Source organism: Actinosynnema sp. NPDC023658 (assembly GCF_040639995.1).
In the GTDB taxonomy this organism is placed as follows: Bacteria; Actinomycetota; Actinomycetes; order Mycobacteriales; family Pseudonocardiaceae; genus Actinosynnema.
Window position 1 is genome coordinate 1 of the sequence record NZ_JBFAAX010000141.1, and the last position, 13117, is coordinate 13117.

Annotated in this window: 9 protein-coding genes; 4 read left to right on the forward strand and 5 right to left on the reverse strand. The window is 68.8% G+C overall.

Annotated features, from left to right (window positions below; genetic code table 11):
* Positions 1-176: 176 nt before the first annotated feature.
* Positions 177-1541: a hypothetical protein gene (locus tag AB0G02_RS17360; RefSeq protein ID WP_360794954.1), complete on the forward strand. Its 1365-nt coding sequence runs from the start codon at positions 177-179 to the stop codon at positions 1539-1541.
* The gene (locus tag AB0G02_RS17365) at positions 1538-1675 is read left to right on the forward strand and encodes a hypothetical protein (RefSeq protein ID WP_360794957.1); all 138 of its coding nucleotides are present in this window, start codon (positions 1538-1540) and stop codon (positions 1673-1675) included. Before AB0G02_RS17360 ends, AB0G02_RS17365 begins: the two co-directional genes overlap by 4 nt.
* Here AB0G02_RS17365 and grpE read toward each other — a convergent pair.
* Positions 1653-2141, reverse strand: coding sequence for a nucleotide exchange factor GrpE (gene grpE, locus AB0G02_RS17370; protein ID WP_360794960.1), 489 nt, complete (start codon positions 2139-2141; stop codon positions 1653-1655). The genes AB0G02_RS17365 and grpE overlap by 23 nt on opposite strands.
* A 107-nt stretch (positions 2142-2248) precedes the next feature.
* Here grpE and AB0G02_RS17375 point away from each other — a divergent pair, with 107 nt between their 5' ends.
* Entirely contained in the window at positions 2249-3601 is a 1353-nt protein-coding gene (locus AB0G02_RS17375) for a TIR domain-containing protein (protein WP_360794963.1), read from the forward strand.
* Between the two features lie 71 nt (positions 3602-3672).
* Here the strand turns inward: AB0G02_RS17375 and AB0G02_RS17380 are convergent, their stop codons facing one another.
* The 4 genes from AB0G02_RS17380 to AB0G02_RS17395 form a co-directional block, all read right to left on the reverse strand.
* Positions 3673-4158 carry a TIR domain-containing protein gene (locus AB0G02_RS17380; RefSeq protein WP_360794966.1) on the reverse strand — a complete coding sequence of 162 codons (486 nt, stop codon included), beginning with the start codon at positions 4156-4158 and terminating at the stop codon, positions 3673-3675.
* Positions 4159-4884: 726 nt separating this feature from the next.
* Positions 4885-8508, reverse strand: a complete 3624-nt coding sequence (locus AB0G02_RS17385) for a tetratricopeptide repeat protein (RefSeq protein ID WP_360794969.1) — start codon at positions 8506-8508, stop codon at positions 4885-4887.
* 99 nt (positions 8509-8607) lie between these two features.
* Entirely contained in the window at positions 8608-10437 is a 1830-nt protein-coding gene (gene asnB / locus AB0G02_RS17390) for an asparagine synthase (glutamine-hydrolyzing) (protein ID WP_360794972.1), read from the reverse strand.
* Between the two features lie 281 nt (positions 10438-10718).
* Entirely contained in the window at positions 10719-12032 is a 1314-nt protein-coding gene (locus AB0G02_RS17395) for an RICIN domain-containing protein (protein ID WP_360794975.1), read from the reverse strand.
* An 822-nt stretch (positions 12033-12854) separates the two neighbouring features.
* Here AB0G02_RS17395 and AB0G02_RS17400 point away from each other — a divergent pair.
* A complete protein-coding gene (locus AB0G02_RS17400; RefSeq protein ID WP_360794978.1) occupies positions 12855-13109 on the forward strand; it encodes a zinc-ribbon domain-containing protein in 255 nt (84 codons plus the stop codon).
* The last annotated feature ends 8 nt before the right edge of the window (positions 13110-13117 follow it).

A 13117-nucleotide genomic window follows, 5' to 3' on the forward strand; every position in this document is an offset into this window, starting at 1 on the left:
GGAACCCCACCCGCGGCGGCCCACCCCCGCCCGCCCCCCGCGCCCGGCCCCCGACCTGCCCCCCCCCCCCCGCGGGGGCCGCCCGGGGGGCCCCGCCCCCCCCGCGGGCCCCGGCCCCCCCCGGCGAGTCCGAGAAGGGGCCGGACCCGGCGTTCCGCAGCTACTACGCAGGCCCCGTGCTGCGGGACTACCGCAAGGTGCTCACCACCACGTTCCAACAGGTGTGGGCGAGGATCGTGGCGAACGGCCCGGACGACGGGACCCGCGTGCGGCCGGCGCCGCTGGTGGGCCGGGTGTGGCAGTGGCGGGAGAGGACCACGACACCCGCGCTGCTGGCGGTGCCGATCGCAATCGCGGCGACGGTGGGCCTGGTCGGCGGCGCGTTCTCCGCCATCGCGTTCGTGGGGACCGCATCGGCGGTGTTCCTCGTGCTGTTGGTGGCGCTGGTGATCGGCGCGCTGCTCATCGCGGGTGGCGCGCGGCTGCTGGAGTTCGGCCTGCTGTTCCTGCGCGGCATCACCGTCGAGTGCCCGTCGTGCCACGAGCGGGTCACACGCCCGATCTACCGCTGTCCGGGGTGCGGCGCCGCGCACCAGAAGCTGGTGCCCGGCCTGGCGGGCGTGCTGCGGCGGACCTGCCGGTGCCACAACACCCTGCCCACCCTGCTCGCCCTGGGCAAGACCAGGTTGAACGCCCAGTGCGGGCGGTGCCGGCACGAGCTGCCCGCGAAGGGACTGTCCGCGCCGACGGCCCACATCCCGGTGATCGCAGGTCCCAAGGCCGGCAAGTCGGTTTTCATGCACAGCGCGGTCACGCGGCTGATGTTGACCGACGACGACTTCGAGTTCGCCGATCCACGGGCGAAGGATTCCTTCGAGCGCAACGTCGAACTGGGAGTGCTCCGTGATCCCAGTCGCGCGCTCAAGACGGCGACCGTGAAGCCCCGTGCCTACAACGTGTTCGTCGGCTCCGGTCGAGCTCGGCGACTGCTCTACCTCTACGACCCCGCAGGCGAACACGTCGAAAGCGTCGACCACCTGGCCGACGCCCAGTTCCTGGGGTTCACCAAGGGCGTGGTGTTCATCGTCGACCCCTTCTCGCTGCGCCAGGTGCGCTCGGAGACCGACCGCTCGGTGCTGGGCAAGGTGAGCGCGTCCAACACCGCACCCAAGGACGTGCTGGAGCGGTTCGTCGAGGCGTTGGCCGAGCGGGGGTTCTCCCGCCGGGGCAACCGGATGAACATCCCGGTGGCCGTGGTGCTGACCAAGTGCGACGGACTCCTCGACCCCTCCGGGACTTCGCACCCGTACAGCGAGCTGGGGCGCGCGCGACGGGACGACCGGGACCGGGCCGTCCGCGACTGGCTGACCGAGGTGGGCCAGCGGGACCTGATCACGTCGCTGGACAACCACTTCGCCACCGTGTCGTGCTTCGCGGTCAGTTACCAGGACGCCATCGAGGTGACCGAGCGCGGAGCGGCCGTCAACGACGATCCGGCCGCCCCACTGCGATGGCTGCTCAACCGGAAGGAGCCGGCATGACCGATCAGGTGCCCGCCTCGGTTGCCACCGGGCGCAAGGTGTCGATGGCGCTGCTCGTGACGGCTGTGCTCGTCACGACGCTGCTCGCGTTGTGGGTGCTGGCACTCTGGGTCACGACGCCGGTGGTGGTGTGAACTTGAAGACGACGACCTCGGCGAACCGGACCACCTTGGTCTCCACCCGGTACCCCGGGCGGCGGACCGCGGCGATCCGGCCGTCGAGGTCCGGCGCGTCCGCTGGACAGGTGCCGATAGACCGCTGCTCGTGGCGGTCGAACTCGGCACCTGTCTCGGCGTGGAACTCGTCGACGCCCTGGCGCTCCAGCACCAGCGTCACGTCCTCGACGATCTCGTCGCACAGCCGGACGAGGTCGGCCTCACCGTCCGCTTCGAGCGCGGCGCGGCGACTACGCCAGTCATCGGCCAGCTTGACCAGCTCGCGGAGCGCAGGCTGGAGACCGCGCTGCGCCTCCGCGTTGCGCAGCCTCTCGTTCTCGGCGTGCAGGCGGTCGATCACCTCATTGAGGAACTTGCTCTGCGCGTGCAGCCCGGCGAGTTCGGAATTGATCCCCGCGAGCACGGATTCGACGTCGTCAATCACAACCAGAACATATCGAACGAGGCGACGCCGTGACAAGTTCTCTGGCGGCGGAAAATCAGAGGTACACCCATCGGACGTACCTCTGATCGACATTCACGGAGAAGGTTTTGAGCGGAATATTCATCAACTACCGACATGGACTGCATTCCGTCGCGGTAGCCGCGCTGGCCGAACGCCTGGCCATGCACTTCGGACGTGACCGCGTTTTCGTGGATCACCAGATGTGGTCGGGCAGTCGTTACCCGGACGAACTTCGCGCCCGCTTGGCGGACGCCAACGTGCTGGTGGCCGTCGTCCACGAGGGGTGGGTGGACGAGTTCGACCGCCGAGACGTCGACTGGGTGCGATTGGAGATCGCGCAAGCGCTGTCCGACTCCACGGAGGTGGTGCCGGTGCTCTTGGATGACGTCAGTCCCCCGACGAAAGCGACCCTGCCCGAGGACATCGAGGAGTTCGCGCTGCTCCAGGCGACCAGGCTGCGGGCGGCACACCTGACCGAGGATGTGGACCGACTCATCCTGAACCTCGAGCGGTGGATCGCACCGGACCTGCCACCACAGCCACGCGAAGGGGTTCGCCCTCGGTCTTTGTGGCTCCGCGCCGCACCCCTGTTGCTCAGCGTCCTCGTCGTACCGTTCGCACCGCCGTTGCTGGTCGACGGTGGCGCGACGGAATTCATCACTATGGCGGTCGTCTCGCTCCTCTTCATGATCGCTTACCTGATAGCGGTGACCGCTCAGGCCCTGGTCCACAAACCGGCCCACCGGCTGGAGACCCGCCTCACCTCGATGCCGTACCGGCAGTACATCAGCAGGACTTGGGTCACCTTGGGGTTACTCGGCGTGCTGCTGGCGAGCGTGCTGATCGATTTTGCCCGCAAGGGGCCCTACTGGCGATTCTCTCTCGCCTTGGCGGTTGCCGTGTGCGTCGTGTTCTGGGCCCACCAGCTGCTGCGCCGAAATGCCGAACACGACGAGGAGTGGCCACCTCAACCGTCTGCGGAACGCCATCAGATCCGCCGCACGGCGATACGCCTGCACGAGCGCTTGACCACATGGCAGGACTGGCGCCCGCCCCGCTCCCGGTTGCACCAAGACCAGGCTGCACAGGTCTACCTGGACCTGGCCGAGGCCAGGGTCGCGCTGCTGGCCAGACGGGACTGCTCGTGGCGGTCCTGGCTCACGGCGGGGTACAGCAAGCACCCGATCGTGTTCGCCGCCTGGGTGGTCGGCGTCACTGGCCTGATGGTGACCGCGACGGTGTTGCACACCAACCCCGCACGTCTGCTCTTGTCCACGGGGGTGATGTTCTTGGTGGCCCTGACCGTGGCCACGACCTGCGTCACCGTGGACCGCTTCGTGAAGCGTCGAGACGCCGGCTGGCTGGCAGCCGAGCTCACCGAGTGGCAGCAAGCTGTGGGCCCTCTCGTCTTCTTACGTGAGCACATGCGGGAGCGTTGACCCGAGCGTCCACTCCGGATCGCCACGCCCCGATGGCGGTCGCCGCGAACCGGGGTTCACGGCGACCGCTCTCAGGCCGAACGCACGGCTCCCTGCTCCGACCAGCGCTCCAGGTTGTCGGCCAAGTTGGAGTAGGTCGCTTTGGTGTCGACCCTGCCCCACCGGTCCACCCTGGTGGGGTCGAAGACCGGAACACCCGACACCCCCGCAACTTCGTCGAAAGGATCGGGGCCTACGACATCGGACTTCCCGAAGGAGGAGAGGCCGTGGATGCGGACGCCGAGCAGCGGCCTCTTGTCCTGCCACGCCTTCGCGATCTCATAGAGAACCCATTCGCGCGACGCCGTCCTCGAACCGATGAGCACGATCACCGCCTTCGTGTAGATCATCTGCTCGTGGATCCAATCGCGGATGCCGGCGGCGTTCCTGCGCCGGACTTCCTCCCAGTCCTGTGCGTTCAAAAGCGGTTGTCCCGCCAACGCGTTGATGTTGCGCACCAACTGCACCCGGTGGACATCCCGTTCGTAGTGGAAGCTGTAGAACACCGACTTCGCCACTCGGCAGGCCTTCCCTCCGAAACGCCGGATCGGCTCACCCGGCTCGTGCGACCCACTACGCGCCGACCGCCGAACTCTGCACAGACCCGGTGGTCGGCTCGGCACTCGGGTAAGCAGGACCTCACCATTCTCCCATCGGGACCGCCACCATGACGGACCGACTCACCGATACGGGTCGGTCCGCACTCCGCTGAACCCGTAGCAGTATTGACCGCCGGACCCGCGACCTCCACGGTGCCACGTCGGTGCCTGAGCGCACCGGCCACGACCGTCAGCGCGCCGCTGGGGCGGTGGGGCCTCGGCCGCCTCTACGACCGGACCCGGGTGGTCCCGGGCCCGAGCGTTATGCGACGGAGTGACACCGGCCCTCGCAGGCCCTTTCGGCGGCGTGGGCTTGTGCCGCAGCACCTGCATCTCGAAGTGCTCAGCCGCCGAGGACCCTGTCCGTGAGAGCCGGCAACCAACGCGCCGGACGAAGATCACGCACAGCAGTCGAAGTGCCATACCTCGCGATCGTGCTTCTACGGTTCACGGCTCGCGATCGCCGCAGCTCCGCGCCCAAGTGCAGGATTGTGAAACCTCACAGGGTCACTGCCGGTACCCGAATCGCCGGTCTCCGGGTCAGGTGCCTGTGCGCAGAACGGTCGCGGGCACTACTGCGGCTCCGGGCGGCTTTCAGGCGGGACTCGGAGGTTGGGCGAAGCCGGCTCAGAGAAGACATCACGACTACTCGGTCGCCATCGGGTCGATGGTCCGGTTCCGGGTGAAGTCGGACGCTCGGATACCGAGCCTGGACGCCTGCTCGCGAACCACTGCGCGCATCCCCTGGTCGTTGCCCGCAGTGACCCAAGCGCGGCGCACCAGTCGGACCGCCTCCACGCGACTTCGGTGACCCGCGACCCTTGCGCTGGTGAGCAGTATGGCGATCGTCAACACAGGCGTGCTGCCCCGTTCCCTCGAGAGCAGCAGGGCTGCATCGGCTTGCTCCTTCGCTCGGTCCCACTCCCCGACCTCACACAACGAGTCGGCGAGGTTGTTCAACGCTTCGAGCTCGCGTGAGCCTCCCTCGCCTGCCGTCCGGCACAGTCGGACCGCCTCATCGGCCAACTCCACCGCGTGCCAGTGGTCACCGCGCTCGGCCGCGCAGACACAAGCGTCGATCAGGACGCCGGCTAGATCGTCCTCCGCGTGGGGAACCACTCGGAGCCGATCGATCGCTTCGGCATAGGTGTCCCACGCACTCCCCGCGGAGACATCGTCCAAAGCTTTGGCCCAGGTGTGCAGGGCCAGCGCGAGCTTTCGGTCGCGGTCGCGGCTGCTCGTCGGCGGCACGTCGCGGTACAGGGCCACCGACCGCTCGCCGTCCCTCAACGCGTCGGGCGTCCGACCGAGTTCGAAGGCTGTCTCGGCGGCGAACTGGAGGGCGTCTGCCAATGTCACTTTCGCGCCGACGCGCGCACCGCGTGCGACGCCCTCGAGGACACGCACGGCTTCCGCGATCAACTCCTCTGCTTCGTCGGAGCGGTCCTCCCGGACGAGCACCCTCGCTCTGGCGATCAGCAAAGAGGCGAATTCCTCCTTCCTCGGCACCGGGAGCTTCGGGTGCAGGTCGAGCGCCTGTTCGTAGCTGTCCAGCGCGTCCTGGGGGCGGTCCAGGTCGACCATCAGGTTGCCGAGGTTGAACAACGCGTTGGCGAAGTCGGCCAACTGGTCGCCGGGCAGCCGATCGGCCAACGCCTGGCGCAGGGGTACCGCCTCCGCCAAGTAGGTGAGTGCGTCTTCGAAACGACCCACTCGGCGCAACAGGGCAGCTGTGTTGACGAGGGCGTCAGCCAGGCGGGTCAGGTGCGCGTCGCCATAGCGGCCCACCAGCTGACGCGCGGTCGTCACCGCCTCCTCCCCCAGTGCGATGCCCTGCTCCCACGAGCCGAGTTCCGCGTGCACGCCCGCGCTCGTGCCGAGCATCCGCACCACGTCGTCCCGAAACCTGTCCGAGGCATCCGCGTCCAGGTCTCGGTACAGATCGAGCGCCTCCTGGGCCAAGCGCGCCGCGGTAGGCAGGTCGTAGCAGCCAAGCGCGATCAAGCACGCCTGTTCCAGCACAGCTCCCAACACTGCCGTGTGGTCGTCGTCCGGGTCCGCCGGAAGCGCTCTGACCAGATTCACCGCCCGGGTGACCGTCTCGGTCGCCTGCTCGAGGGCACCGAGTTCCTGGTGCGTGCTCGCCACTGCCTGCAAGGCCCGGATGACCCCGATCTCATCCGGGTCGGGCAGGGACTCGGCCAGCGTCAGTGCTTCCGCCGCTGCTCGTTCGGCGTCCCAAGGCAGACCGGTACGTGAGTATGCACCGGCCAAGGTCACCAACGACTCGGACAGGTTCTTCAGGTCCTCGTGATCGGAGTCGGGGCTGGCGACCACGCCGCGATATGTCGTGACGGCACTGATCGCCTCCTGGAGCGCCCGGTCGTCATCCCCGGCGTCGGTCAGCCGCACGGCGAGGTTCTGTCGCAGCGCCGCGACCAGCCGCGGGTCGGCGTTCGGCTTGCGGGATTCGAAATGCAGCAGCGCCGCCGTGTGCGCAGCGGCGAACCCCAACAGTGTCAAGCTGCTCTCCGGCATCTCGGCCACCACTGCAGCCGAAACCTCGGGGGCATAACCGAGTTCTGCCAGGACGTCCACCAATACGGGGTCGTCGGTTTGGGTGGCCACCGCCATGCCGATCACCACCCGCGCTGCAGGGTCCGGGGCCAGTAAGTTCACCATCGCGTCACGTAGGTGGGGGTGGCGGACCACCGCACGGGCAAGCACCGTCAATGCCTGGATCAGTTGCGCTTCTCCGATGACCGGCGCGAGCTCGGCGGCAAGCCCCGGGTTGTTCTCCGGCGAGAGCGTCATGGCCACGAGGTCCTCGCCGAGCCGGTCGGGGCGCAACGGGTTCAGCACCGACGGCCCGGGGTAGAGCTCACCGAGCCAGGTGAGGTGATCCGCTGCGGAACCGCGGTCGAGGGTGCTCAAAGCCCCGAGCACGGCGCGCGCGGCGCGGATGCTATCGGCACCGACGAGAGTCGCGGCGGCGACCACTTCGCCGAGCCGTTCCGGGTGCGGACGCAGACCGTGTCGGGCCGCAGCGGCAGCCCAGTACCGCTCCTCGTGATCCAGGACCCTGCGCACCGGGTCCGCGCGCACCGGCATGTCTGACACGGATCCGTCCAGCACCGAGGCCAAGGCGGCCGCGTGCACGTCGAGCGCCCTGTCGTAGTGATCGCCGTCAATGTCCTCAGGAGGTTCGACAGCTATGTCGTTCCGCAGGAGCGCGGCGCGGAACGCGATTTCCGCGTGCTCGAACCACTCGCGCCGCCTGTCGACCACCAAGGGCGGCACCCGTTCCTCGAACACTTCCTCGTACAGGGTCGCGACGCGGATGTCTTGGTGCCTCCGCAAATCCCTCAGCCACAGGCCGGCGGAGCGGGCCAGCAGGAGGAAGCGCGTCGGAGCAGGGCGGAGGAAGACCCGGCTGGTCAGCTCTGCCACCTGTTCCGATCGTGCCTCCGCGTAGTCGACGACCAGTAACAAGGGCGCCGTGACCGCGCTGATCCGCGACAGCGCGTCCGCCGGAGCCGCTTCCCGAACCACCCCAGCGCGGTACCCCACTCCCACGGCCTGTTTGATGAGTTCGACGGCCAGCCTGGTCTTTCCGCTCCCCCCGGGACCGGTGAACAACCGGACGTCCGTCTCGGCGGGCTCGGACAGCCAATCGACGAGCCTGTGGAGCGAGCCATGAACGTCTTCGTACTCGACCACGCGGTGCACGGGATTCAGCAGTTCACTCGGCAGAGGGCTCGCGGGCAGCGGCGGTTGCTCAACGAACAGGTCAGGGAGGTCCAGTTCGGGGACCAGCGCGGCCAAGGTGCTCGCAAGCCGTCGCACGTCCTCGCCTAGCCGCCTGTGGTCGACCGTGGCCCATTGGCGGAGGGTCAGGCCGTCGACGTCGGCGGGCAGCGTGCCCGGTTCCGGTGGCAGCACGCCATCGAGCAGCACCGGAATGATGTGGATGTCCCGATCGATCGCGCGTCGGATCTCGCGCCGCACCCAGTCGTTTTCCCGGTCGATCAGGCGATTTCCGGAGGCGGCGGGGTCCTCGGCCAACCACCCCGGACCGATCAGCACCAGTAGCACCCGTGCTTGATCGACTCCGGCGCGAAGCCCTGCGGGGTAGATCGCGCCGGGATCCATCGATCGGTGGTCGAGGAAAACGTGGGCCGTCCCGAACCGCGCAGCGAGCAACTCGTACACGGCTGCGGCACCGAACCGGGCATCGGCCGTTCGGTAGTTCACGAAGACCTCGAACACCGCTACACCGTCTCATCTCCTACCTGGACGCACAATCAACCGGCGCCCTGATCCGCAATCATGCGGACCTATGGCCGGACGCCGAGCCGGTGCACAGTGCTAGGCGAGCACCAGTTCGGGTCGGTACATGTCGATCCAGTGGTACAGGTCGAGGACGCGGTCCAGGCCGATCCGGTCGGCGGGGGACATGGTGATCGGGTCCACTTGGGACACGCGGTGCACCCAGGTGCGGTCCACCAGGTCGAAGACGCGATTGTCGTGCTCGGCCAGCACGTCCTTCGCCTGCTGCTGGAGCGCCGCCGCGTAGCCGGGGTCCTGGGTCGACGGGTAGGGGCTCTTGACGCGGTCGCGCACCGAGGCGGGCAGGACGTGCGCGGTGGCGTGCCGGAGGAGGCTCTTCTCCCGGCCGTCGAACGTCTTGAGCGACCACGGGGTGTTGTAGACGTACTCGACGAGCCGGTGGTCGCAGAACGGCACGCGCACCTCCAGGCCCACAGCCATCGACGTGCGGTCCTTGCGGTCGAGCAGCATCCGCACGAAGCGGGTCAGGTGCAGGTGGCCCATGGTCCGCATGAGCGCCTCGTGCCCGGTCTCGCCGTCCGGGTGGTCGACCTGCGCGACGGCCGTCCGGTACTGGTCCGCGACGTAGGCGCCCAGGTCGAGCTTCGCCAGCAGGCCCGCGTCGAGCGGCGACGACCGCTCGGTCATCGCCTTGGCGCGGAACGCGATCCACGGGAACGTGCCCGCGTGGACCGAGTCGTCGTGGAACCAGCGGTAGCCGCCGAACACCTCGTCGGCCGACTCGCCGGACAGCGCCACCGTCGACTCGGCGCGGATCGCCTTGAACAGCAGGTAGAGGGAGGTGTCCATGTCGCCCAGCCCGGCCGGGATGTCGCGCGCCCGCACCACGGCGCGGCGCACCTCGGGGTCGGTCAGGGCGGCCGGGACGAGCACGACGTCCTGGTGCGCCGAGCCGACGAGCCGCGCCACGTCGCGGATGTAGGGCGCGTCGGGGGTGTCGCGCATCTCGTCCGGCTGGAAGTTCTGCTCCTGGCCGACGAAGTCGACGGAGAACGTGCGCAGCCCTTCGCCCAGCTCCGCCGCCGCCAGGCCGGTGATGGCGCTGGAGTCGAGACCGCCGGACAGCAGCACGCACCGCGGCACGTCGGCCACGAGCTGCCGCCGCACGATGTCGGTCATCAGCTCGCGCACGCGTTCGACGGTGGCGTCCTGGTCGTCGGTGTGCGGCTTGGCGTCCAGCCGCCAGTACGTGCGGGTGCGGATGCCGTCGCGGGTGACGGTGACGATCGTGCCGGGCTCGACCTCGTGCATGCCGCGCCACAGCGACCAGCCCGGGGTCTTGGTGAACGCGAACAGCTCGCGCAGGCCGTCGACGTCCACGGCGCGCGGGACGAGCGGGTTGGCCAGGATCGCCTTGGGCTCGGAGCCGAACAGGACGCCGTCGGCGGTCGGGAAGTAGTAGAACGGCTTGACGCCCAACCGGTCGCGGACCATGAGCAGGTGGTCGTCGCGCTCGTCCCAGATCGCGAACGCGTACATGCCGTTGAGGTGGTCGACGACGGCGTCGCCCCACTCCAGGTAGCCGTGCAGGACGACCTCGGTGTCGCTGTCGGTGCGCCAGGTGTGGCCGAGGGCGGTCAGCTCCGCGCGCAGCTCGGTGAAGCTGTACGCCTCGCCGCTGTAGACCAGGGCGACGTCGCCGCGCGGGGTGCTCACCGTCATCGGCTGGCGACCGCCGGGCAGGTCGATGACCGCCAGGCGCCGGTGGCCGAGCGCGACGTGCGGGCGGACGAGGGTGCCGGAGTCGTCCGGACCCCGGCAGGACATGGTGGCGGTCATGGCGTCCACGACCTCCTGGCGCCGGGTGAGGTCCGAGTCGTAGGCGACCCAGCCGGTGATACCGCACATGCCGGCCTCCCAATTGGTTAGCTATAGCAACTAGTGGTAACACGGATATAACACCCGTTCACCTCCGGTGTCTGCCCGAATTGCACGCTCCGTCCCTGTGAGGTGACACACTGTCGCGAAATCGTAAGTCTCGGCGTGCGACTTCGCCCGCGCCGTCCGGTGGGGCACCTGGACCGCGCCGCTGCGCGATCGGTGGCCGGGCTCGCCGCTCCGGCCGGTCCGATCACGAAGCGGGGAGGTCCAGGTGCCCGTCGATCACACCGGACGCGCCTCCGCGGTCGTCAGAACTGGGAGATGAACTTCCACGCCTCGCCCTTGGTCCAGGTCGTGACGCCGCTGTCGCCGCCGCCGTCCACCGGGCCGGGGGTGTGCCCGCCGTCGAACGCGGCCCACTGGACCGGGTAGCCCGCCCGGCACGAGTACGTCGTCGTGATGTGCGTGCGGCTGCCCGGCGCGGGCTCACGCGGGCTCTGCGCGGCACAACCGTTGTTGGCGACGAACTTGTCCCGCAACGACCGCCCCGCCGAGATGTTCAGCACGTTGTCCGAGATGCCGTGGATGCCGAAGTACGCCACCGGCTGCGTGCCACCGGCGCACCCGCTCAACTGGCCGCCCGAGTAGACCACCACGGCGCGGAACACGGTCGCCCGGGAGCACGCCAGCGAGTAGCTCATGCCGCCGCCGTAGCTGAACCCCATCGAGAAGCGCAGCTTCGGGTCGACGCACAGGTCGCCCTCGATCCGCCGGATCATGTCGTCGACGAACGTGACGTCCTCGCCACCGGAGTTGGCCCAGCCGTTGCCCAGGCCCTGCGGCGCCACCAGGATCGCGCTGTTGTTCGACTGCTCCTGCTGGCCGTAGTAGGACCACGCCGCGCCGCTGGTGCCACCCGAGGCGACGTCGTTCATCGTGCCGCCGTTCCAGTGGAACGCGAAGATCAACCGGTAGGCGCGGGTGTTGACGTAGCCGTCCGGTACCCTCAGCGTGAAGCTGCGGCTCTTGCCGCTGCTCTGGATCGTGTACGAGCCGCTGCGCAGCGTCGGCGCCTTGCCGCAGCCGCTGCCACCGGGATCACTGCCGCCGGACACCTTGACCAGCTGCCACTGCTGGTTGTTCCCGCCCGCGTCGGTGTTCTGGACGACGTTCGCGCCGTCCGCGGTCGAGGAGCCCTGCACCTCCACCGCCTTGTTGCTGTGCCGGGCGATCAGCCGCGCGTAGCCGCCGTCGGAGTCGGCCAACCGGAACTGCTGGTTGGTCCCGCCGTTGTCGGTCCACTGCACGATCGCGGCGCCGTCGGCGGTCGACGCGTTGGACACGTCGAGGACCTTGCCGGAGTTCCGGGACCTGATCCGGTAGTAGCCACCGCCGGAGTCCACGAACTGCCACTGCTGGTTGGCCCCGTCGTTGCGGGTCCACTGGGCGATCCGCGCGCCATCACTGGTCGCCGCGCCGTACACGTCCAACGCCTTGCCGCTGTTGCGGTTCACCAGGACGTACGTGGCGGTGGTGTCGACCGTCGCCGCCGACGCGGGCGTCACGTCGACCGCGGTGAACGTGCCGGCCGCGAGAACCACCGCCACCGCGGCGGCCGACACCGGGCCGGCGTCGTGTCTGTGGGGAGGCGAGTGCCTCACCGCTGGTTGTCATCGAGCACTCCTTCGGTTCAGGCAGGGTCGAACACGGCGGCCACGGGGGGTGGAGCGTGAGCGCCGCCCGACCGGACGTCCCGCGGCACGCTCACACCCCTTGATCTGTTGGAAGACTTCGACAGGCATCGCGCGACGACGGCAGCGGGCAGACGACGGCGACGGTGAGACCCGGTGCGGCTGGAAGACCGATCACGGCCGGAAGCGGCGCAGGCGGCTGCCCGCCGCGCTCAGGCAGGCGGCTCGGACCGGCGGGCGACTGGCGGTCGTCCTCAGTGGAGGGTTCCCCGACGACCCACCCGGCCGGAGACGAGTGCACGCCGGGCGCTTGCCGCGGAGCACGACCTCTTGTGGCACCAACGCGTTCGTCGCATCGAAGAGACTCCCTCGTCATCGTCGACGGGTAGTTCGGGAACCGCACGCAAACCAGGGCCTTCCGGCACCATAGCCACCCGCGAGATCGAGCGTCAACGCTCGACACTGCTAAAATTGTTAGCGCTAACCAAGCAGCCCGAAATGCCCAATCCCGCTGCTTTTCGTGCGGTCCGAGGCGGTGCGCCGGCGGCTGGCCAGCACAAGTGATGTTATCGCTCACCCTGGTCCGGACATGCCTGGTGCGCGCCCGACGAACCTCATCCCGTCGAACGCCCGACCACCGATCGACCGCCTTCAACCCGGTAGAGGAAGGGACGGCACAATGGTGTGGAACCCGGGCAGCGGGGAAGCCTGCGGCTGCACGAGTCGGACGAGTCGACAGGAGCACGACGAGAAGTGGTCATCTTCGGATTCCGGACCAAGGTCTTCGTCCTGGCGGTGCTGACGTTGCTGTGCCCCAGGTGCGGCAACCAGGCGGCGCACCCGCTGCACAAGTCCGTCACCAAGTTCACGCTGTTCTTCATCCCGCTGTTCCCGGTCAAGACGAAGTACACCACGCAGTGCACGTTCTGCGGTGTCGTCAACCGCCAGCCCAAGGACGAGGCGACCCGTCTGCAGCGCGGAGCACTGGACCCGCGACCTCAGTGGTAGCGGCGTCG